Origin of the sequence: Finegoldia sp. BIOML-A2 (assembly GCF_009678315.1) — a bacterium.
Lineage (GTDB): Bacteria > Bacillota > Clostridia > Tissierellales > Peptoniphilaceae > Finegoldia > Finegoldia magna.
The window spans coordinates 39,752-59,408 of sequence record NZ_WKZE01000002.1; the positions used below are offsets into that span (position 1 = coordinate 39,752).

Consider the following 19,657-nt stretch of genomic DNA (forward strand, 5'->3'; position numbering starts at 1 on the left):
ATGTCAGGACATAATAAATGGAGTAAAATAAAAAACAAAAAAGGTAGTGAAGATGCTAGAAGAGGTAAAGTATTCACAAAAATGGCAAGAGCGATTACTGTTGCTGTTAGAGAAGGTGGAGCTGATCCTGAATACAATCCTAGTTTAAAATCTGTTATAGAAAAAGCTCGTGCAGAAAACATGCCTAATGATAATATCGACAGAGCTATCAAAAAAGCAAGTGGCGACGGAGATTCTGCAAATTACGAAAACATTGTATATGAAGGATACGGTCCAGAAGGAGTGGCTGTTATAGTTGAATGCTTGACAGATAACAGAAATAGAACTGCTTCAGATGTTAGGCATTATTTTGATAAATTCGGAGGAAATCTTGGACAAAATGGTTCTGTATCATTTATGTTCCAAAGAAAAGGTCTGTTATTAATTGAAGCAGAATCTTTGGATGAAGAAGAAGTAATGATGGACAGTTTGGATGCTGGTGCAGAAGATTTTGAAGCTGATGATGGAATTTTTGTAATCAACACTGCTATGGAAGATTTTGCACAAGTGAGAGACACTTTGTTGGATAAAGGATACAAATTCGTAAAATCTGATTTGGTTTATGAACCATCAAATTACGTTAAAATCAACGACGAATCCAATGTTGATAAAATGGAAAAATTAATCGATAATCTAGAAGATAGTGATGACGTTCAACAAGTAAGTCATAACTGGGATAACGAATAAAAATGGACAGGGTAGCTTTTTCTATTTTTGGAATAGATATAATGTGGTATGGAATATTGATTACTTTGGGGGTGATTTTAGGCTATGTAGTAGCTGTAAAGTTAGCCAAATTAGAAAATATTTCAGAAAATACCATATTGGACATTTTAGTTTGGGCACTTCCTCTTGCAATTGTAGGAGCAAGGGCTTATTATGTAATATTTGAATGGGATTATTATTCCAAAAATTTAGGAGAAATCATCGATATTCGCGGTGGTGGATTGGCGATTTATGGAGGAATAATTGCCGCAGTTATTACTTGTTATGTTATTTGTAAGAATAAAAATTTTAAATTTTTGAAGATGCTGGATATTTTTATGCCGGCGATTGCACTGGGACAAGCAATTGGTAGATGGGGTAATTTTATAAATAAGGAAGCTTATGGTACTCCAACTAATCTTCCTTGGGCAATTACAATAGATGGTGTAAAAGTTCATCCTACATTCTTGTACGAATCTCTTGGAGATTTTATTATATTCTTAATATTGGTGTATATATTTAAAAACAAGAAGAAATTCGATGGACAAATAACAAGTTTATACATGATTTTATACGGAATATTGAGATTTTTTGTAGAAGGACTCAGAACTGATAGCTTGTACATTGGAGCATTAAGAGTGAGTCAATTAGTAAGTATTGCAATTGTAATTGCAGGAATAATTTTACAAATTAAATATAAAAAGCAAATTGTTAAGTCAGATGAAAAGTAAATCATCTGGCTTTTTACAAATATAAAAGAGGTGATATATTTGTGTTCTAGATTTGAACTGAATATAAGTAAACTTGATTTATTAAAAAGATACAATAAAAAACAAATCACAAAATTTAATCCAAAAACAGAAATACTTCCTGGTCAACAAATTTTAACTTTATGTGATGATTTTGATTATATGAGATGGGGAATAGATGTTGATTTTATGAAAAAATCTATAATAAATTCCAGAATCGAAAAGATTTATACATCAAAGTTTTTCAAGGAAGATTTTGAATACAGAAGATGTTTGATTCCTGCGACTGCATTTTTTGAGTGGAATCAGAAAAACAAAGATAAGTACAGATTAACTGTTGCAAATCAAAAAATATTTTCTATTGCAGGTATTTTTAGAGAATATAAAAGTCAAGAAACCAGTATAAGACATGTCAGTATGCTTACCGCAGAGGCTAAAGGATCAATATCGGAAATTCATACTAGAATGCCAATTATATTGCCGCAATCTTTTGAACAAACATATTTGTACGGAGAAAATTCCAAAGAAATTCACGAGTTTTTGTTGACAAATTTTATTGACTTAGATATGGAAAATTTATCGGATAGTCAATTAACATTTTTGTAAATTTATGATATAATTTATATGAATATTGAAAAGCGAAGAAAGATAAATAATATAACAATTACAGAGAGTTAATGTGTGGTGAAAATTAACAAGTTATAACGGCAGTCTGGAGCTAATAATTCTAAGAGTGATGTTTTATCATAATTAGGGTGGAACCGCGGAAATTACATTTCGTCCCTGAAGTTTTACTTCGGGGATTTTTTATTATTCAAAAAAAATGGAGGGTTTTATGAAAAACGAAGAAAAAACTATGGAGAAAATAGTAAGCTTATGTAAATCAAGGGGAATAATATTTCCTGGTAGTGAAATCTATGGAGGATTATCAAATACTTGGGACTACGGTTCATTAGGTGTTGAAATCAAAAATAATATAAAAAGAGCTTGGTGGAAAAAATTTATCCAACAAAGCCCTTACAATGTTGGTTTGGATGCAGCTATCCTTATGAATCCTCAAACTTGGGTAGTATCTGGTCATGTTGGTGGATTCTCAGACCCATTAATCGACTGTAAAGAATGTAAATCTAGGTTTAGAGCTGATAAATTAATTGAAGACTATTTCATGGATGAAAAAAATGAAGAAATAACTGGATTAGACGGAAAATCAGAACAAGAATTATTGGATATTATTGAAAAAGAAAACATCAAATGTCCTGAATGCGGTAAGCATAATTTTACTGATATCAGAAAATTCAACTTGATGTTCAAAACTTTCCAAGGTGTTACTGAAGATAACAAATCAGAAATTTATTTGAGACCCGAAACAGCACAAGGTATTTTTGTGAACTTTAAGAATGTTCAAAGAACTTCAAGAAAGAAAATTCCTTTTGGAATTGGTCAAATAGGTAAATCATTCAGAAACGAAATCACTCCAGGTAACTTTATTTTCAGAACAAGAGAATTTGAACAAATGGAACTAGAATTCTTCTGTGAACCAGGAACTGATTTGGAATGGTTCGAATATTGGAGAAACTTCTGTAAAGAATTCTTATTGAATTTGGGAATTAGAGAAGAAAACTTGAGACTTAGAGACCATGAACAAGAAGAATTATCATTCTATTCAAAAGCCACAACAGACTTTGAATATCTATTTCCATTTGGATGGGGAGAATTGTGGGGTATTGCCGATAGAACTGATTATGATTTGTCAAAACACAGTGAAGGTTCTGGAGAAAAACTAGAATATATGGATCCAACAACAAACGAAAAATATATTCCATATTGTATAGAACCATCTGTAGGTGTAGACAGAATGTTTTTAACTTTCTTATGTGATGCTTATGAAGAAGAACAATTAGAAGACAACTCTACAAGAACTGTTTTAAAAATTCATCCAGCATTAGCGGCATATAAAGTTGCAGTTCTTCCTTTAACTAAAAAATTAAATGATAAGGCAATGGAAGTTTATAATGAATTAGCTAAGAATTTCATGACTCATTTTGATGATGCTGGTTCAATTGGCAAGAGATATAGAAGAGAGGACGAAGCAGGAACTCCATATTGTGTAACGATAGATTTTGATACTTTAGAAGATAATACCGTTACTATAAGAGATAGAGATACTATGGAACAAAAAAGAATGACAGTTGAAGAAATTATAGAATTTGTTAATAAAGAAATGGAGTTTTAATTATATGACAGAAACATTAAATCCGTTGGAAAATGCAAGATATCAAATTAAAAAAGCTTGCGAAATTTTAAAATTAGACGATAGCGTTTATGAATTATTGAAAGATCCTTACAGAGTAATTGAAATAAATATTCCAGTGAAAATGGATGATGGTTCAATGAAAGTGTTTAAGGGTTACAGATCACAACATAATAATGCAATGGGTCCTACAAAAGGTGGATTGAGATTTAGAGAAGATGTTAACTTGGATGAAGTTAAAGCATTGTCGATATGGATGACTTTTAAATGCCAAGTAACAAACCTACCTTATGGTGGAGGAAAAGGTGGAATAATTGTAGATCCATCAAAGCTTTCTGAAGGTGAATTGGAAAGATTATCTAGAGGATTTGTTGATGGAATGTACAAATATTTAGGAGAAGATTTTGATATTCCAGCTCCAGATGTTAATACAAATGGGAAAATTATGAGTTGGATGGCTGATGAGTACAACAAACTAACTGGTACTAATCAAATGGGTACTTTCACTGGAAAACCGATTGAATTTGGTGGATCATTGGGAAGAACAGAAGCTACAGGATTTTCAGTAGCTTTAAGTGCGAAAAAAGCAGTTCTAAATTTAAATAAAAAATTAGAAGAAACAACTGTTGCCTTACAAGGATTAGGTAATGTTGGGATTTATACTTTAAAATACGTTCTTGAACATGGTATGAAAGTAAAATATATCATGGAGTATAACAAGCAAAGAGGAGTATTTGCAATTTATAAAAAAGACGGATTCAACTTTGATGAATGTTTTAAAATTTCTCAAACTAAAGAAAAAGACTTCGCTAGTATTGAAGGATGTGAAGTAATTTCAGCAGAAGATTTCTTCTCAGCAGATGTAGATGTAATTATACCTGCAGCTTTGGAAAATGCGATCACTACAGAAAATGTCAATTTGATAAAAGCGGGAATTATTGTCGAAGGAGCAAACGGACCTATAACTAAGGATGCTGATGAGATTTTAAATGAAAAAAATGTAGTTATTGTTCCAGATATTTTGGCAAATTCTGGTGGAGTTACCGTATCTTATTTTGAATGGGTACAAAACAAAGCGGGATATTATTGGTCTGAGGAAGAAGTTAGAGACAAAGAATATCAATTGATTAATAAATCATTTGATGAAATTTGGAAATTATCCGAAAAGCTTAATATAACTTTGAGACAAGCTGCTTATGTAAATTCAATCAAAAAGATTAGCGAAACAATGAAAATACGCGGATGGTATTAATGCAAACACAAATAGAATTTAATGATGAATTAAAACTTACTAAAATTAAACAATCATCTTTTAACCCTACCCACATTTTTGAATGTGGGCAGGCGTTTAGATGGTACAAAGAAGATGATATGTCTTATACGACTGTTGATGGTGACATGTACTGTAATGTAAGTTTGGTTGGAGATTACGTTTATATCAAAAACTGTACAGAGGATGATTACTATAAAAAATGGGAAAATTATTTTGATTTGAAAACAGATTATTCAAAAATTAAAGAAGAATTATCTTTCAATGAAACTTTGAAAAACGCATTAGAGTATGGTGATGGAATCAGAATCTTGAACCAAGATAAATTCTCTACAATAATTTCATTTATTATATCAGCTAACAATCAAATACCTAGAATTATGAAATCCGTTAATATAATTTGCGAAAATTACGGTAAATTATTGGGAGAATTTAACGGTAGAAAATTGTATTCTTTTCCTAAGCCTGAAGATTTAGCAAAGGTACCAGTAGAAGAAATGAGAGAAGTGTGCCGTGTTGGATTCAGAGATAAAAGAATTGTAGATGTGGCAAAAATGGTTGCGAATAATGAATTTGATATATTTGAAATAGATAATTTATCAAATGAAGAATTAAGAAAAGAATTAATCAAACTTCCAGGAGTAGGACCTAAAGTTGCCGATTGTATAATGCTTTTCTCATACAATAGACACAATACATTTCCGGTTGATGTGTGGATTAAAAGAGTTATGGAGTATTTATTTATAAAAAAAGAAACAAATAAAAATTTGATTGCAAAGTACGCTGACGATTTGTTTGGAGAATATGCAGGATATGCACAGCAATATTTATTCTACTATGGAAGAGAAAATACAATCGGAAAATAACTTTGAGAATTTCATCATAGAAAATAGAAATAAAACAAGAAATATCAAAATAAACTGAGTTATTTGCTTTTAAATACTAATAAATACGTTTGATTTAAACAAAAACGTGGTTTATTATATAAGAGGATTAACACTCAACAGGTTAGAGTGCTAACAAAAGATTCTGAAGGAGGATATCATGAATTTAAAACCTATTGGTGATAGATTAGTATTAAAAAAACAAGAAAAAGAAGAAGAAAAAACATTCTCTGGAATAGTTCTCCCATCTTCAGCTAAAGAAGCTCCTGTTTATGCAGAAGTTTTAGCTATTGGATCTGAAGTAGAAGAAGATGAAAAAATGAAAGGCAACATTAAAGTTGGAGATAAAGTTATATACTCAAAATACGCTGGAACAGAAATAAAACTAGAAGATACAGAATATATATTAGTTAAATATGAAGATATTCTAGCAGTTGTAGAATAGGAGGATAAATTTTATGGCAAAACAAATCAAATTTTCAGATGATGCTCGTAAAAGCATGGTAGAAGGTATTAATAAATTATCAGATACAGTTAAAGTTACATTGGGACCAAAAGGTCGTAATGTAGTTTTGGATAAAGAATATGGTGCACCATTGATTACAAATGACGGTGTTTCAATTGCAAGAGAAATCGAACTTGAAGATGAATACGAAAACATGGGTGCACAATTAGTAAAAGAAGTTGCTACTAAAACTAATGATGTTGCAGGTGATGGTACTACTACTGCTACACTTTTAGCACAAGCAATTATTAGAGAAGGTTTGAAGAACTTAGCGGCTGGTGCCAATCCAATTGTTTTACAAAAAGGTATCAGAAAAGCTGTTGAAAAATCTGTGGAAGCTATTAAATCAAGAAGTCACAGTGTTACAACAAAAGAAGAAATAGCGAATGTTGGTAGCGTATCAGCAGCTGATGAAACTATTGGTAAACTAATTGCAGAAGCTATGGAAAAAGTTGGAAATAATGGTGTAATTACTGTTGAAGAATCAAAATCTATGGGAACTACATTAAATGTTGTAGAAGGTATGGAATTCGATAGAGGATATGTTTCTCCTTATATGGTTTCTGATTCAGACAAAATGGTTGCAGCAATGGAAGATCCATTCATTTTAGTTACTGACAGAAAAATTACAAATATTCAAGATATATTGCCATTATTAGAACAAGTTGTTCAACAAGGTAAGCCATTATTTATAATTGCAGAAGATGTTGAAGGTGAAGCATTAGCAACTTTAGTTTTAAATAAAATCAGAGGAACATTCAACTGTGTAGCTGTAAAGGCACCAGGATTTGGGGATAGAAGAAAAGAAATGCTTGAAGATATTTGCATTTTAACTGGAGCTCAATTAATCACAGAAGATTTGGGAATCGAATTGAAAGATGCATCTTTTGATATGCTAGGAAGAGCAAGAAAAGTTAATGTTTCAAAAGACAAGACAACTATTGTTGACGGAAATGGTGAACAATCTAAGATTGAAGAAAGAATTAAACAAATCCAAAACAGAATTCCTGAAACTGATTCTGAATATGATAGAGAAAAACTTCAAGAAAGATTAGCAAAATTATCTGGTGGAGTTGCTGTAATTGAAGTAGGAGCAGCTACAGAAACAGAATTAAAAGAAAGAAAATTGAGAATAGAAGATGCACTTGCAGCAACAAGAGCAGCAGTTGAAGAAGGAATTGTAGCAGGTGGTGGAACAGTTCTATTGGATGTTCTTGAAGAAGTTGAAAAACTTGTCGATGAAGTTGAAGGCGATGAAAAAACAGGAGTTAAAATAATTCTAAAAGCGTTAGAAGAACCTGTAAAACAAATCGCAATTAATGCCGGAATCGACGGGTCTGTTATAGTTGAAAATGTTAAAAACAAAGACAAAGGAATTGGATTTGATGCATACAAAGGTGAATATGTAGATATGTTAAAAGCTGGTATTGTAGATCCAACAAAAGTAACATTATCTGCATTACAAAATGCAGCATCTGTTGCAAGTTTATTATTGACTACAGAAGCAGCAGTAGTTTCTATAAAAGAAGACGAACCAGCTATGCCTCAACCTGGTCCTGGCGCGTATATGTAGACAAATCAAAGGTGAGGATATATTCCTCATCTTTTTTAATGCAATGAATTAAAAATGTTAGTTGAAAATGAATATCGGGTATATATAAGATAAGTTGGTGAGATAATGAATAATTACGATTTAATAAATGAAGTGCTTGGCAAAACAAGTGAAGAAATACAAAAAATGAGTCCAATCAATATTTTATTGGTTGGGAAAACTGGAGTTGGTAAATCAACGTTAATTAATGGAATGTTTAGAGATAATTTGGTGGAGACAGGTGTAGGTAAGCCTGTCACTAAATATTTGCAAAAAATTACTAAGGAAAATATTCCTATTAATTTATACGATACTCAAGGACTCGAACTAAACTCACAAAATCAAAGAGAAGTTCTTACAGAAATAACAACTTTATTAAAAGATTTAAAACGTCAAGGCGAAAAAGATAGAATTCATTTGGTATATTATTGTATTAACTCAAATGGATCTAGGATAGAAGATTCTGAAATATCTCTTATTAACTCCTTAAAACAGTTCGCACCAGTAATTATAGTCTTAACACAATCTCTAGGAGAAAATTCTGAAAAATTAAAAGAATACATTCAAGATTTGAATTTAGACGTGGCAGATGTTATAGAAATACTTGCAAAGCCATACCGAATTAACGATATGGTCATTGAAGAAAAAGGATTAAAAGAGCTGATGACTAAGAGTTTTGAACTTTTGGATGAGGAAATTAAAAATTCTTTTATTAATGCCCAACATGTCGATATTGATTTAAAAGCAAAAACGGCAAGACGTTGGGCAAAAAGATATATAAAAACAGCTTTTGGTATTGGATTTGTTCCTATACCTTTCTCAGATGCATCGATTTTAGTGCCTATGCAAATTGGAATGATAGCTCATATTAATTCTATATTTGGAATATCAATGGATAAACAAAGAGTTGCCTCAATAATAGCGGCCATAGGAGGAACTGGAGGAGCTACTTTTGCAGGAAGATTTATAGTAACAAATGCTTTGAAGTTTATTCCAGGAATAGGTAGTTTAGCTGGTGGATTAATTTCTGCAGCGACTGCATCTATAATGACCACGGCGTTAGCGATGAGTTATATAGAGGTTTTGAGTTATATTGCTAAAAGAGAAAAGCTAGGAATTAATATGGATTTTTCTGAAATTGAAAAATTAATGCAAAAAACTTACACAGAATATTTGAAGAATAGGAAGAAGAAAGACGATGAATGATTTAACTAAAAAAGATTTTATTGAAAAATACAAAGATGGAAAATTTGATTTTGCAGTTCAAAATACTTGTAGAGCTGTTGAATACGCAAAGCTTGAAGACTGTTTCAATGTAGCTGAAAGAAATAGAGAACCATCTGATATCATTATCTATGAAGATGATGATATGATTGACTATTTTCACTTTGATGGGTTAAAATATCAAGATTAAAAATCACATAAGTGTGGTATAATAATAATTACAGAGTAGGGTTGATGCGTTTAGTGTAATGGGATAGGGAGTTGCCCATTAACGAAATTATTGCGATATCAATGCCGCTTCCGCTGATAATATGAATTAGTGGGAGCATTATCTTTGAAACAAAGGATAATGCTTTTTTTGTGGAGCACTCTCGGGTGCTCTTATATTTTTATAAATGAGAGGGATTTAAATGGATAAAGAAAAAATTGAACAAGCAGTATCGATGATAATAGAAGCTATTGGTGAAGATCCAAACAGAGAAGGATTATTGGAAACACCTCAAAGAGTAGCTAGAATGTACGAAGAAATTTTTAGTGGACTAAACCAAGATGCGAAAGTGCATTTGTCAAAATCTTTTGAAATAGTTGATGATAATATGGTTATAGAAAAGGATATTCCTTTCTATTCTATGTGTGAACATCATTTACTACCATTCTGGGGAAAAGTTAATATTGCTTATATTCCTGATAAAAGAGTTGCTGGTTTATCAAAATTAGCTAGAACTGTTGACGTTTATTCAAAAAAGCCACAGTTACAAGAACGTTTAAATATCGAAATAGCTGATGCATTAATGGAATATTTAAATTGTAAAGGATGTTTGGTTACTATTGAAGCTGAACACATGTGCATGAATATGAGAGGAGTTAAAAAACCAGGCACTTCAACAATGACTTCTGTAGCAAGAGGAGCTTTTGAAGAAGATTTGGATTTGAAAAACGAAGCATACAGATTAATGGGATTATAATGAAAAATACCGACATTGTCCTTAATCATAAATTATTTAATAAAAAAATAAATAAAATTGAAGATGATGAGAAAACTCGTGTATTTTGTAAACATGATTTCTCTCATCTTATGGATGTAGCTAGAATCTGCTATATTATAAACTTAGAAGAGAATCTGAATATTGATAAGGATTTAATATATGTTACTGCGCTTTTGCATGATTTGGGAAGAGCTGACGAAGTAGATACAGGGATCAATCACAGTATATTATCACAAGAAATTGCACAAGAAATTTTGAAAGATTTAGATTTTAATGATGAGTCAAAAAAACGAATAATTAGTGCGATTAAACATCATAGAACTAATGAAGAAAACGACGACAGATTTATAGAGATTTTTTACAAAGCAGACAAGCTATCGAGGATGTGTTTTGGATGTCCTGCAAGAAGTATTTGTAATTGGCCAGAAGAAAAGAAAAATAAAACAGTTATTTATTGAAAGGATACAATATGTTAATTAGAAACAAAGAATTTGATTTTAAAAACGATGCTTATATAATGGGAATTTTGAATGTCACACCAGATTCTTTTTCAGACGGAGGAAAATGGAATGAAGTAGACAGAGCTGTGAAACATGTCGAAGATATGATAAACGAAGGAGCTAGTATCATTGATATTGGTGCTGAATCCACAAGACCAGGACACACTCCTGTATCTTCTGAAGAAGAACTTGAAAGAGTTATTCCTATCATTAGAAAAATAAGAGAAAACTTCGATATTCCAATTTCTTTGGACACTTATAAAGCTAATACTTTAAGAGAAGTTGTGAAAGAAGGGGCAGATATTTTAAATGATGTCTGGGGATTGAAATCAGATCCAGAAATGGCTAAAACTGCTAAGGAACTAGATATTCCTGTAATATTGATGCACAACAAAGATAATAATAATTACAATGATTTAATGAAGGACTTAAACAGAGAAACATTAGAATCTGTTGATTTAGCAAAAAAAGCGGGAATCAAAGATGAATTAATTATATTGGATCCGGGAGTTGGATTTGCACTTGATTACGAAAAAGATTTAACCGTTGTAAACAGAATCAAAGAATTTGTCGATTTGGGATATCCTGTTTTATTGGGAACAAGTAGAAAAAGATTTATTGGTAAAGCTATGGGAATAGATGTAGCTACTGAAAGAGATTTTGGAACAGCTATAACTACTGCTATTGGTGTAATGAATGGATGTTCAATTTTTAGAGTTCACAATGTAAAAGAAAGTTATGATGCTATGAGAATGGCTTTGGCTATAAAAAGAGAAGGAAAATAATGGACTACCTATTAGTAAAAGATTTGGAAATATACGCTAACCATGGAGTATTTCAATCTGAAAAAGAATTGGGACAAAAATTTTTGGTGACATTAAAAATGGGATACAACATGAAAAAAGGCGCAACTTCTAATAATTTAGAAGATTCAATACACTATGGAGTTTTGAGTAAAGAAATTTACGATTATTTTCGTTCAGAATCCATAGATTTAATAGAAACAGTTGCTTATAAATTGGTTGAGTTTATATTTGAAAAATACAAAATTGTACAAGAACTTACTGTAGAAATTAAAAAACCATGGGCCCCAATTAATTTGCCACTTGATACTGTTAAAGTGACAATTAATAGAAAAAAAAGAAGATATTTTCTGGGAATAGGATCCAATATTGGAGATAAACAAGATTATGTTGATTCTGCTATTGATAGATTGAAAAACACAAATAGTATTGAATTAAAAAACGTGTCTGAAATGTACACTACAAAAGCTTGGGGAAAAACTGATCAGGAAGATTTTCTCAATTGTGCCGTTGAAATAGAATCATACGAAGAGCCTGAAGATTTGCTGAAAATAACTCAACAAATTGAGTTGGATCTTGGCAGAGAAAGACACGAAAAATGGGGACCTAGAACTATAGATATCGACATTCTATTTTGTGATGATGAAATAATATATACTGATGATTTGAAAATTCCACATCCTTATGTTCAAGATAGAAAATTTGTGTTGGAACCTTTGAATGATTTTGCACAATTTTTTGTACACCCTGTTCTAAATAAAACATTAAAACAATTGCTAAGTGAATTAGAAAATAGTTAATTTTTAAAATATAAATATCATAATAAACAAAGTCAAGCATAAAAAATGCTTGGCTTTTTCTTATTCAAATTAATTGCAGAATTATTGAAATTAAAATATTTTTTTGATATAATTATATTAATAACAATGAATGGAGTGATAATATGGCAAGGGCAAGAGTATCATTAGCTGTTGTTAAGAGACTTCCAAAATATTACAGATATTTAGGAATGATCGAGCAAAAGGGAATAATAAGAGTATCAAGTCAAGAATTGAGCAGCATTACAGGTTTAACTGCTTCTCAAATTAGACAAGATTTAAATCATTTCGGTGGTTTTGGTCAACAAGGATACGGATACAATGTCGAAGAATTAAAATCAGAAATAGAAAAAATTATGGGTATAAACAAATCTTATAAGGCAATTATTTTGGGTTGTGGAAATATTGGAAAAGCCATAATGAACTACAGAGGATTTAAATCTTCAGGTTTTAATATTGTTGATGTATTTGACCATGGAAAAAAGGTAGGTACAAAAATTTCAGATTATGAAATCAAAGATATTGATAAAATTGAAGAGTATCTAAAAGAAAAGAAACCAGAAATAGCTGTTATTGCCCTACCAACAGATGTAGCTCAAGATGTTTGTGATAAGCTAGTTGATGGCGGCATAAAAGGTATTTGGAATTTTGCTTCATTGGATTTGAAATTACCAAAAAATGTTGTATTGGAAAATGTACATCTTGATGAAAGTCTGTACACATTAACATACTACATGAATAATTTGGCAGATTATCCAGGAACTAAAAATTAATTATATTCGGCGTTTTATAACGCCGTTTTTTATTGTAACGAATGTTACAATATTTTTTACGCTTTTATAATATAATTGTTGTATAAAAGGAGTGATAATATGGATAGTATTTTAGTTTTAGAAAAAGAACACGAAAATATAAGTAAAATAATAGGTTTAATGAAAGAAAAGTCAATTGAATTTATAAATAATAAGGATATAAATGTTGAATTCGTAGAATTATTGATTTATATTTTAAAAGAATACGCAGATAAATTTCACCACAGAAAAGAAGAAGAAATTTTGTTTAAAAAGATGAAAGAAGATTTGGGTAGAATTGGTGAAGTTATGGTTTTGAATGGAATGTTAGTAGAACACGAAATAGCAAGAGGTATAATTTTTGACCTGGGTCAAAGTATTAAAGAATACGAAAAAGAAAGATCGGATGAGAATTTTGTTGAAGTAATAGGAAATCTAATGGGATACAGAAGACATTTACAAAAACACATTGAAAAAGAAAATACAGTGGTGTATCCTTATGGAAAGAACAATCTATCTGATGAGAGATTAAAAGAAGTTGAAGATGAAACTATAAAATTTTTAGAAGAAAATAAAGAAGTTCATAATAATTTGATGGAGAAAATTGACAAATTATTTAATATGTAATGTATGAGAGGAATTAGGTAATAATTCCTTTTTTATTTGCATAAAATGTAATATTATTGTAACAAATACACACCTTTCATTTATGTTATAATTTTATGTGGAAGGTGTTTTATGAAAATATTAATAACCACAGATACTTACAGACCGACAATAAATGGAGTTGTAACATCGATTGAATCTTTAAAGAAAGCTTTAGATAGATTGGGACACGATGTTAGGATTTTAACTTTTTCAGATAGTTTTAATTCAAAACAAGAAGACGACATTTATTATATGGGTTCTTTAGGAGCTGGAAAATTTTATCCAGACGCTAGAATGAATAAGTTATTTTATAATAGATTTTATGAAGATATTATGGATTGGAAACCAGATATAGTTCATTCACAAACAGAATTCACTATGTTTATCCAAGCAAAAAAGATTGCTAAGGATTTGGATATTCCACTTTTGCATACTTACCACACTGTTTACGAGGATTACACTCATTATTTTTCTTTGAATAAAAAGATTGGCAAAGAACTTGCAAAACAATTTACGAAACAAATTATTAAAACTACTGACGGTGTAGTAGTTCCAACTAATAAAATATATAATTTGTTAACAGATTACAATATACACGAAGATATATATGTGGTACCAACTGGAATTAATGTTCATAAGTTATCTGAATGTGACGATTTTGATATACGAAGTGGCTATAAAATTCCTGAAGATAAGCATATAGTATTATTTCTAGGAAGAATCGGCAAAGAAAAAAATATCACTGAAATTCTACAGTATCTTGAAAATATTGATAGAGATGATATTGTGTTCATTATTGCAGGTGCAGGACCATTTCTTTCAGAATTAAAGGAAATTTGCTTAAATTCAAAAATAAGAGATAGATTGATATTTACAGGAATGATTGATTCTTCAAAAGTAGGAAACTTTTACTCCAAAGCAGATGTATTCGTATCTGCATCGACATCCGAAACACAAGGATTGACATTTATTGAGTCAATGGCATGTTCTACACCAATAATTTGTAGGCACGATGACTGCTTGGACGGGGTGTTGATTGAAGGTAAAACAGGATTCGGTTACGATACAGAAGAAGAATTTATCGATTATCTAAATCAAATTTTGGACAATAAAAAACTTAGAGATAAAATGGGTAAAAATTGTAAACAATTAGTAGATGAAAACTATACAGAAGATTCATTTGCAAATAAAATTGAGCAGATATATACAAAGGTAATTGAAAATCATGCAAAATCTGTTCAATAAGATACTCGAGGCTGACAACAAAAAATTTCAGATTATTATCCATGTTCTAAATGCACTTGGAATATTACTAAGTATATGCGTTATGATTTACGCATGGAAAACAGGAATACTTAAAGATATCGATAAGTTTCAAGAATTTATGAATCAGTTTGGGAAATTAGCTGCTCTGATATTTATCTTATTTCAGATTATGCAAGTCATTATCCCAATAATTCCTGGTGGTATAACTTGTCTCGGGGGAGTAATCTTATTCGGATCATGGATGGGATTTGTATACAACTATGTAAGTATTTGTATAGGGTCAATAATTGTATTTTTTATTGGTAGAAAATACGGTACGCCATTGATTATAGCAATTTTTGGAGAAAGGGCATATAACAAATACATCAAAATTCTTACCAAAAAGAACAGATTTGATCATGTATTTGCGGCTTTGATATTTTTTCCAATTGCACCAGATGATATGCTATGTTACATAGCTGGAACAACAAAAATGAAATTCCAAAAATATTTCTGGATAATTATATTAGGAAAGCCTATGTCTATAGCTCTTTATTCATTAGGATTAGAAGTATTATTTAAGAAACTAGTATTAAGGATTTAAGAATAAATGAAAATTTTGATATATAAAGGAGATTATGATTTAGTAAAGCAAAGTGGAGTAGGTCAAGCGATTGAACACCAGGAAAAAGCTTTGAAACTAAATAATATTGACTACACAACCGATGAAACTGACGATTATGATATTGTTCATATAAATACTATAATGCCAAAATCAAAAAAATTCGGACGAAAAGCAAAGAAACAAGGTAAGAAAGTTATTTATTATGGGCATTCCACGATGGAAGATTTTAGAAATTCTTTTCGTGGAGCGAATTTATTGAGCAGACTTTTTAAAAAATGGATTATTAGTTGCTACAATATTGGAGATATTATTATAACTCCATCACAATATTCGAAAAACATACTTGAAGGATATGGAATTAATAAGAAAATATATAGCCTATCGAATGGTATTGACCTTGATAAATTTAAGGGCGACAAAGATAGCAGAAAGAGATTTCGAGATAAGTATAATTTGAAAGATGATGATAAAGTTATTATTTCTGTAGGTCATTTGATGAAGAGAAAGGGTCTGGATGATTTTATAGAAGTTGCAAGGAAGCTTCCGCAATACAAATTTATTTGGTTTGGTCACACTAATCCTAAACTATTGACTACAAATATTAAAAAAGCAATAAAAAATAAGCCGGATAATGTAATTATGGCTGGATATGTTGATCAAAAAGAACTGGTAGATTGTTATCGAGGGAGTGATTTGTTCCTATTTATGACCAGAGAAGAGACAGAAGGAATTGTACTATTAGAGGCTTTCGCTTCTAAAATAAAAGTTTTGGTAAGAGACATTAAAATTTACGAAAATATGTTTACTGATGGTAAAGAAGTTATCAAAGCAAAAACCAATGATGAGTTTAAAAACAAAATTGTTAATATAATAAATGGCAAATATTCTACTGTTGAAGAAGCGTATAGATATGTTAAAGAACGAAGTGTTCAGAAAATTGGAGAAAAATTGAAAAGCATTTATTTAAAATTAGAAGATGCTTAAGATTTAGTGACATCTTAATCTCACAAAAATATATTATATATAAATGTTTTGTTTAATATTTACATTTATTTACAAAAGAGTTTTTTAGCGGTATAATTATATATATAAAACACAAGGTGGTGAGGTTATGCAAATTACAGATGTTAGAGTTAAAATACTAAATATTGATAACAGATTAAAAGCAATTGCTTCTGTTACTTTTGATGACGAAATAGTAATTCATGATATCAAAGTTATAGAAGGTGAAGAGGGATTATTCTTAGCTATGCCTAGTAGAAAAATCGGTAATAATAAATATCGTGACATAGCTCATCCAATTAGTTCTCCAGCCAGAGAAAAAATTGAAGTAGCAGTTATCAATAAATACAATGAAGAATTTGAAAAACAATCTTCTGAAGAAACTGAGCCAGTGACTGAAGAAAATATAGAAACTGCAGAAAATGAATAGTACAAAAAGCATCTATTAAGGTGCTTTTTTTAGTGCTTAAATTATCCGATTCAAATTATTTTACATATTTCGTATGTTTGATATAATAATAAAATATGGTTAATTTTGAATAAAGGAGATATTTATGGAATTAAAAGTACCGAAAGGATACAAATCCTCTTTGGATTTATTAGAAACACAGAAAGCTATTAAAATTATCAAAGATTTTTTTCAATATAGGTTGTCTGAGACTTTAAATTTGACTAGAGTTTCTGCTCCGCTATTTGTTAGAGCTAATACTGGGATTAATGACAACTTAAATGGTATTGAAAAACCCGTAGGTTTTGAATTCCTGGAAGATGGTTCAATGAGTAGGTTGGAAATCGTACAATCACTTGCAAAATGGAAGAGAATAGCATTAAAAAACTACGAGATTCCAGTAGGAGAAGGGATTTATACGGATATGAATGCTATCAGACCTTCAGAAGTTTGTGACAACACACATTCATTGTATGTGGATCAGTGGGATTGGGAAAAAGTAATTTCAAAGGAAGACAGAAATGTCGGATTTTTAAAAGATACAGTAAGAAATATATATCAATGTTTCTTAGACACTCAAACAATGTTGATTAATTCTTATGATGATTACAAAAAAATACTTAGAGATGAAATTACTTTTGTAACTACTGAAGAGTTAGAAGAAATGTATCCGGATAATACTTCAGATGAAAGGGAAACTTTGATTACTAAAAAATACGGATCTGTATTTTTGATTGGAATTGGTGATTCTTTAAAATCGGGGAAATCTCATTCTGACAGATCTCCCGATTACGACGACTGGAGCTTAAATGGAGATATATTAGTTTATAATCCTGTTTTAGACAATTGCCTTGAATTAAGCTCTATGGGAATTAGAGTTGATAAGGATAGATTGATTTATCAATTAGACAAAAAACAAAATAATGATAGGAAAAATTTAGAATATCATCAAATGCTGATTAATGATACACTTCCCCAATCTATAGGTGGAGGTATTGGTCAATCTAGAATTTGTATGTTCTTCTTACAAAAAGCACATATAGGAGAAGTTCAATCATCGATTTGGCCGAAAAAAATGCTTGAAGAATGTGACAAGTTGGGAATTAAATTATTATAATTTAGAGTTATAAAATTAGTTTTATAAGAGAGTTATTTATTTCAATAAATAAGTAACTCTTTTTTTGTAAAATGTTCAATATATGTTTTACTTTTAAATTCTTTTGTAGTATGATTTGTTTATGAAACATTTAAAAAAATATTTAGAAGACAATCCACCATTGGTATTGATTCTAAGTTTTCTTTTTTTGATTATAGTAGGGTCGTTATTATTGTCACTTCCTATAAGTCAAAATGCAACAAAAGTTCCATACATTGATTGTTTGTTTACAGCAACATCTGCCGTATGTGTAACAGGTCTTGTTACAGTTGCAACGTATAGTGCTTGGAGCGTTTTAGGAAAACTAATTATTATCATTTTGATCCAAATGGGTGGACTTGGTTTTATGACATTTGCAACCTTAATTGCACTTGTAATGGGAAGAAGAATTACCTTAAAAGATAGATTAATTATTAAAGAACAAACGAATAGTATTGATATGCAAGGAATGGTAAAACTAATTAGATATATACTGATATCTACTTTTTCCATTGAAACAATTGGTGCTTTTTTGTTAATGACGAAATTTATACCAATGTATGGATTTAAGGGAATATTTTATAGCTTTTTTCATTCAATTTCAGCTTTCTGTAATGCTGGATTTGATATTTTGGGGCCAAATTCATTAATTGATATTAATACTAATGTATTTGTTTTATTGATAATTGGACTTTTGATCGTGATAGGTGGTATTGGATTTAACGTAATACTTGATGTATTACATAATAACTTTAAATTTAAAAAATATTCTTTGCATTCAAAAATTGTACTTACCACAACTATTTTGATGTTATCAATTACTTCGATTTTAATTTTTGCTATGGAGTTTTCGAACCCGGGAACAATTGGAAATTTGGGATTTATCGATAAAATTTCTAATTCGATTTTCCAAGCAATTACATTGAGGACAGCAGGCTTTGCATCAATTGATCAATCAAAATTATTAGACAGCTCAAGCGTGTTATCTATTTTGAATATGTTTATTGGGGGATCTCCAGCAGGTACAGCCGGAGGTATTAAAACGACAACATTTGCGCTGTTAATTATTGTTGCATTGAGCGAAATCAAAGGTCAAGAAGATGTAGAAGTGTTCAATCGTAGAATTAGATTTTCTCAAGTTAAAAAAGCTTTAGGTATCATTACTTTATCAATGGTTTGGGTAATTTTTGTTACATTTGCAATTTTAGTTATAGATAAAGCAAAATACTTAGATGTAGTGTTCGAAGTAGTAAGTGCTTTTGGTACAGTAGGACTAACCAGAAGCTTAACTCCAGGAATCAATAGTATTTCTAAAATTTTAATAATTTCAACTATGTATATTGGAAGAGTTGGATCTTTAACAATACTTTATGCTCTATCCAATACAAAAAACAAAAAAGCTTATAAAGAAGCTCACGAAAATATTATAATAGGTTAG

General features: G+C 30.3%; 22 protein-coding genes and 1 riboswitch. All 22 genes read left to right on the plus strand.

What is annotated here, in order from left to right; all coding sequences use genetic code 11:
* The 22 genes from GKF99_RS02215 to GKF99_RS02320 all read left to right on the plus strand — a co-directional run bounded on the left by GKF99_RS02215 (position 1) and on the right by GKF99_RS02320 (position 19,657).
* Positions 1–726: a YebC/PmpR family DNA-binding transcriptional regulator gene (locus tag GKF99_RS02215; RefSeq protein WP_154272581.1), complete on the plus strand. Its 726-nt coding sequence runs from the start codon at positions 1–3 to the stop codon at positions 724–726.
* A 2-nt stretch (positions 727–728) separates the two neighbouring features.
* Positions 729–1,475 carry a prolipoprotein diacylglyceryl transferase gene (gene lgt, locus GKF99_RS02220; RefSeq protein ID WP_154272582.1) on the plus strand — a complete coding sequence of 249 codons (747 nt, stop codon included), beginning with the start codon at positions 729–731 and terminating at the stop codon, positions 1,473–1,475.
* A 30-nt stretch (positions 1,476–1,505) separates the two neighbouring features.
* Positions 1,506–2,099, plus strand: a complete 594-nt coding sequence (locus GKF99_RS02225) for an SOS response-associated peptidase family protein (protein ID WP_347233077.1) — start codon at positions 1,506–1,508, stop codon at positions 2,097–2,099.
* A gap of 229 nt (positions 2,100–2,328) precedes the next feature.
* Positions 2,329–3,726 (plus strand): glycine--tRNA ligase, encoded by a 1,398-nt coding sequence (locus GKF99_RS02230; RefSeq protein WP_154271078.1) that lies wholly within the window; start codon positions 2,329–2,331, stop codon positions 3,724–3,726.
* 4 nt (positions 3,727–3,730) lie between these two features.
* Positions 3,731–4,996, plus strand: a complete 1,266-nt coding sequence (locus tag GKF99_RS02235) for a Glu/Leu/Phe/Val dehydrogenase (RefSeq protein WP_154272584.1) — start codon at positions 3,731–3,733, stop codon at positions 4,994–4,996.
* The gene (locus tag GKF99_RS02240; protein ID WP_154272585.1) at positions 4,996–5,880 is read left to right on the plus strand and encodes a DNA glycosylase; all 885 of its coding nucleotides are present in this window, start codon (positions 4,996–4,998) and stop codon (positions 5,878–5,880) included. The genes GKF99_RS02235 and GKF99_RS02240 overlap by 1 nt, the downstream gene beginning before the upstream one ends.
* 178 nt (positions 5,881–6,058) lie before the next feature.
* Complete coding sequence (locus GKF99_RS02245) at positions 6,059–6,343, plus strand: co-chaperone GroES (protein WP_002836581.1); 285 nt, start codon at positions 6,059–6,061, stop codon at positions 6,341–6,343.
* Positions 6,344–6,356: 13 nt separating this feature from the next.
* Positions 6,357–7,976 carry a chaperonin GroEL gene (gene groL, locus GKF99_RS02250; protein ID WP_154272586.1) on the plus strand — a complete coding sequence of 540 codons (1,620 nt, stop codon included), beginning with the start codon at positions 6,357–6,359 and terminating at the stop codon, positions 7,974–7,976.
* Between the two features lie 105 nt (positions 7,977–8,081).
* On the plus strand, positions 8,082–9,200 hold the full coding sequence (locus GKF99_RS02255) for a GTPase (protein ID WP_154272587.1): 1,119 nt from the start codon (positions 8,082–8,084) through the stop codon (positions 9,198–9,200).
* A complete protein-coding gene (locus tag GKF99_RS02260; RefSeq protein WP_094205784.1) occupies positions 9,193–9,408 on the plus strand; it encodes a hypothetical protein in 216 nt (71 codons plus the stop codon). The genes GKF99_RS02255 and GKF99_RS02260 overlap by 8 nt, the downstream gene beginning before the upstream one ends.
* A gap of 29 nt (positions 9,409–9,437) precedes the next feature.
* A riboswitch (THF riboswitch) is annotated at positions 9,438–9,526 on the plus strand.
* 102 nt (positions 9,527–9,628) lie between these two features.
* Positions 9,629–10,183, plus strand: coding sequence for a GTP cyclohydrolase I FolE (folE, locus tag GKF99_RS02265; protein WP_035109546.1), 555 nt, complete (start codon positions 9,629–9,631; stop codon positions 10,181–10,183).
* Positions 10,183–10,662 (plus strand): HD domain-containing protein, encoded by a 480-nt coding sequence (locus tag GKF99_RS02270; RefSeq protein WP_154254325.1) that lies wholly within the window; start codon positions 10,183–10,185, stop codon positions 10,660–10,662. The genes folE and GKF99_RS02270 overlap by 1 nt, the downstream gene beginning before the upstream one ends.
* Before the next feature lie 11 nt (positions 10,663–10,673).
* On the plus strand, positions 10,674–11,489 hold the full coding sequence (folP, locus tag GKF99_RS02275) for a dihydropteroate synthase (RefSeq protein WP_154254324.1): 816 nt from the start codon (positions 10,674–10,676) through the stop codon (positions 11,487–11,489).
* Entirely contained in the window at positions 11,489–12,307 is an 819-nt protein-coding gene (gene folK, locus GKF99_RS02280) for a 2-amino-4-hydroxy-6-hydroxymethyldihydropteridine diphosphokinase (protein ID WP_154272588.1), read from the plus strand. Before folP ends, folK begins: the two co-directional genes overlap by 1 nt.
* 143 nt (positions 12,308–12,450) lie before the next feature.
* Positions 12,451–13,098, plus strand: a complete 648-nt coding sequence (locus GKF99_RS02285) for a redox-sensing transcriptional repressor Rex (protein ID WP_094205778.1) — start codon at positions 12,451–12,453, stop codon at positions 13,096–13,098.
* A 99-nt stretch (positions 13,099–13,197) separates the two neighbouring features.
* A complete protein-coding gene (locus GKF99_RS02290; protein WP_094207228.1) occupies positions 13,198–13,743 on the plus strand; it encodes a hemerythrin domain-containing protein in 546 nt (181 codons plus the stop codon).
* A gap of 111 nt (positions 13,744–13,854) precedes the next feature.
* On the plus strand, positions 13,855–15,009 hold the full coding sequence (locus GKF99_RS02295; protein ID WP_154272589.1) for a glycosyltransferase family 4 protein: 1,155 nt from the start codon (positions 13,855–13,857) through the stop codon (positions 15,007–15,009).
* 82 nt (positions 15,010–15,091) lie between these two features.
* On the plus strand, positions 15,092–15,613 hold the full coding sequence (locus GKF99_RS02300) for a VTT domain-containing protein (RefSeq protein WP_241673559.1): 522 nt from the start codon (positions 15,092–15,094) through the stop codon (positions 15,611–15,613).
* Between the two features lie 6 nt (positions 15,614–15,619).
* A complete protein-coding gene (locus GKF99_RS02305) occupies positions 15,620–16,618 on the plus strand; it encodes a glycosyltransferase (RefSeq protein WP_154272590.1) in 999 nt (332 codons plus the stop codon).
* Positions 16,619–16,745: 127 nt separating this feature from the next.
* Positions 16,746–17,066 (plus strand): septation regulator SpoVG, encoded by a 321-nt coding sequence (gene spoVG, locus GKF99_RS02310; RefSeq protein WP_094207224.1) that lies wholly within the window; start codon positions 16,746–16,748, stop codon positions 17,064–17,066.
* 124 nt (positions 17,067–17,190) lie between these two features.
* Complete coding sequence (gene asnA, locus GKF99_RS02315; RefSeq protein WP_094205772.1) at positions 17,191–18,201, plus strand: aspartate--ammonia ligase; 1,011 nt, start codon at positions 17,191–17,193, stop codon at positions 18,199–18,201.
* A gap of 121 nt (positions 18,202–18,322) precedes the next feature.
* The gene (locus tag GKF99_RS02320) at positions 18,323–19,657 is read left to right on the plus strand and encodes a TrkH family potassium uptake protein (RefSeq protein ID WP_154272591.1); all 1,335 of its coding nucleotides are present in this window, start codon (positions 18,323–18,325) and stop codon (positions 19,655–19,657) included.

What these genes read in the sequence shown, in the direction of transcription:
- GKF99_RS02215 (WP_154272581.1), top strand. Translation starts at nt 1, where the DNA reads ATGTCAGGACATAATAAATGGAGTAAAATAAAAAACAAAAAAGGTAGT.
- lgt (WP_154272582.1), top strand. Translation starts at nt 729, where the DNA reads ATGGACAGGGTAGCTTTTTCTATTTTTGGAATAGATATAATGTGGTAT.
- GKF99_RS02230 (WP_154271078.1), top strand. Translation starts at nt 2,329, where the DNA reads ATGAAAAACGAAGAAAAAACTATGGAGAAAATAGTAAGCTTATGTAAA.
- GKF99_RS02235 (WP_154272584.1), top strand. Translation starts at nt 3,731, where the DNA reads ATGACAGAAACATTAAATCCGTTGGAAAATGCAAGATATCAAATTAAA.
- GKF99_RS02240 (WP_154272585.1), top strand. Translation starts at nt 4,996, where the DNA reads ATGCAAACACAAATAGAATTTAATGATGAATTAAAACTTACTAAAATT.
- GKF99_RS02245 (WP_002836581.1), top strand. Translation starts at nt 6,059, where the DNA reads ATGAATTTAAAACCTATTGGTGATAGATTAGTATTAAAAAAACAAGAA.
- groL (WP_154272586.1), top strand. Translation starts at nt 6,357, where the DNA reads ATGGCAAAACAAATCAAATTTTCAGATGATGCTCGTAAAAGCATGGTA.
- GKF99_RS02255 (WP_154272587.1), top strand. Translation starts at nt 8,082, where the DNA reads ATGAATAATTACGATTTAATAAATGAAGTGCTTGGCAAAACAAGTGAA.
- GKF99_RS02260 (WP_094205784.1), top strand. Translation starts at nt 9,193, where the DNA reads ATGAATGATTTAACTAAAAAAGATTTTATTGAAAAATACAAAGATGGA.
- folE (WP_035109546.1), top strand. Translation starts at nt 9,629, where the DNA reads ATGGATAAAGAAAAAATTGAACAAGCAGTATCGATGATAATAGAAGCT.
- GKF99_RS02270 (WP_154254325.1), top strand. Translation starts at nt 10,183, where the DNA reads ATGAAAAATACCGACATTGTCCTTAATCATAAATTATTTAATAAAAAA.
- folP (WP_154254324.1), top strand. Translation starts at nt 10,674, where the DNA reads ATGTTAATTAGAAACAAAGAATTTGATTTTAAAAACGATGCTTATATA.
- folK (WP_154272588.1), top strand. Translation starts at nt 11,489, where the DNA reads ATGGACTACCTATTAGTAAAAGATTTGGAAATATACGCTAACCATGGA.
- GKF99_RS02285 (WP_094205778.1), top strand. Translation starts at nt 12,451, where the DNA reads ATGGCAAGGGCAAGAGTATCATTAGCTGTTGTTAAGAGACTTCCAAAA.
- GKF99_RS02290 (WP_094207228.1), top strand. Translation starts at nt 13,198, where the DNA reads ATGGATAGTATTTTAGTTTTAGAAAAAGAACACGAAAATATAAGTAAA.
- GKF99_RS02295 (WP_154272589.1), top strand. Translation starts at nt 13,855, where the DNA reads ATGAAAATATTAATAACCACAGATACTTACAGACCGACAATAAATGGA.
- GKF99_RS02300 (WP_241673559.1), top strand. Translation starts at nt 15,092, where the DNA reads ATGATTTACGCATGGAAAACAGGAATACTTAAAGATATCGATAAGTTT.
- GKF99_RS02305 (WP_154272590.1), top strand. Translation starts at nt 15,620, where the DNA reads ATGAAAATTTTGATATATAAAGGAGATTATGATTTAGTAAAGCAAAGT.
- spoVG (WP_094207224.1), top strand. Translation starts at nt 16,746, where the DNA reads ATGCAAATTACAGATGTTAGAGTTAAAATACTAAATATTGATAACAGA.
- asnA (WP_094205772.1), top strand. Translation starts at nt 17,191, where the DNA reads ATGGAATTAAAAGTACCGAAAGGATACAAATCCTCTTTGGATTTATTA.
- GKF99_RS02320 (WP_154272591.1), top strand. Translation starts at nt 18,323, where the DNA reads ATGAAACATTTAAAAAAATATTTAGAAGACAATCCACCATTGGTATTG.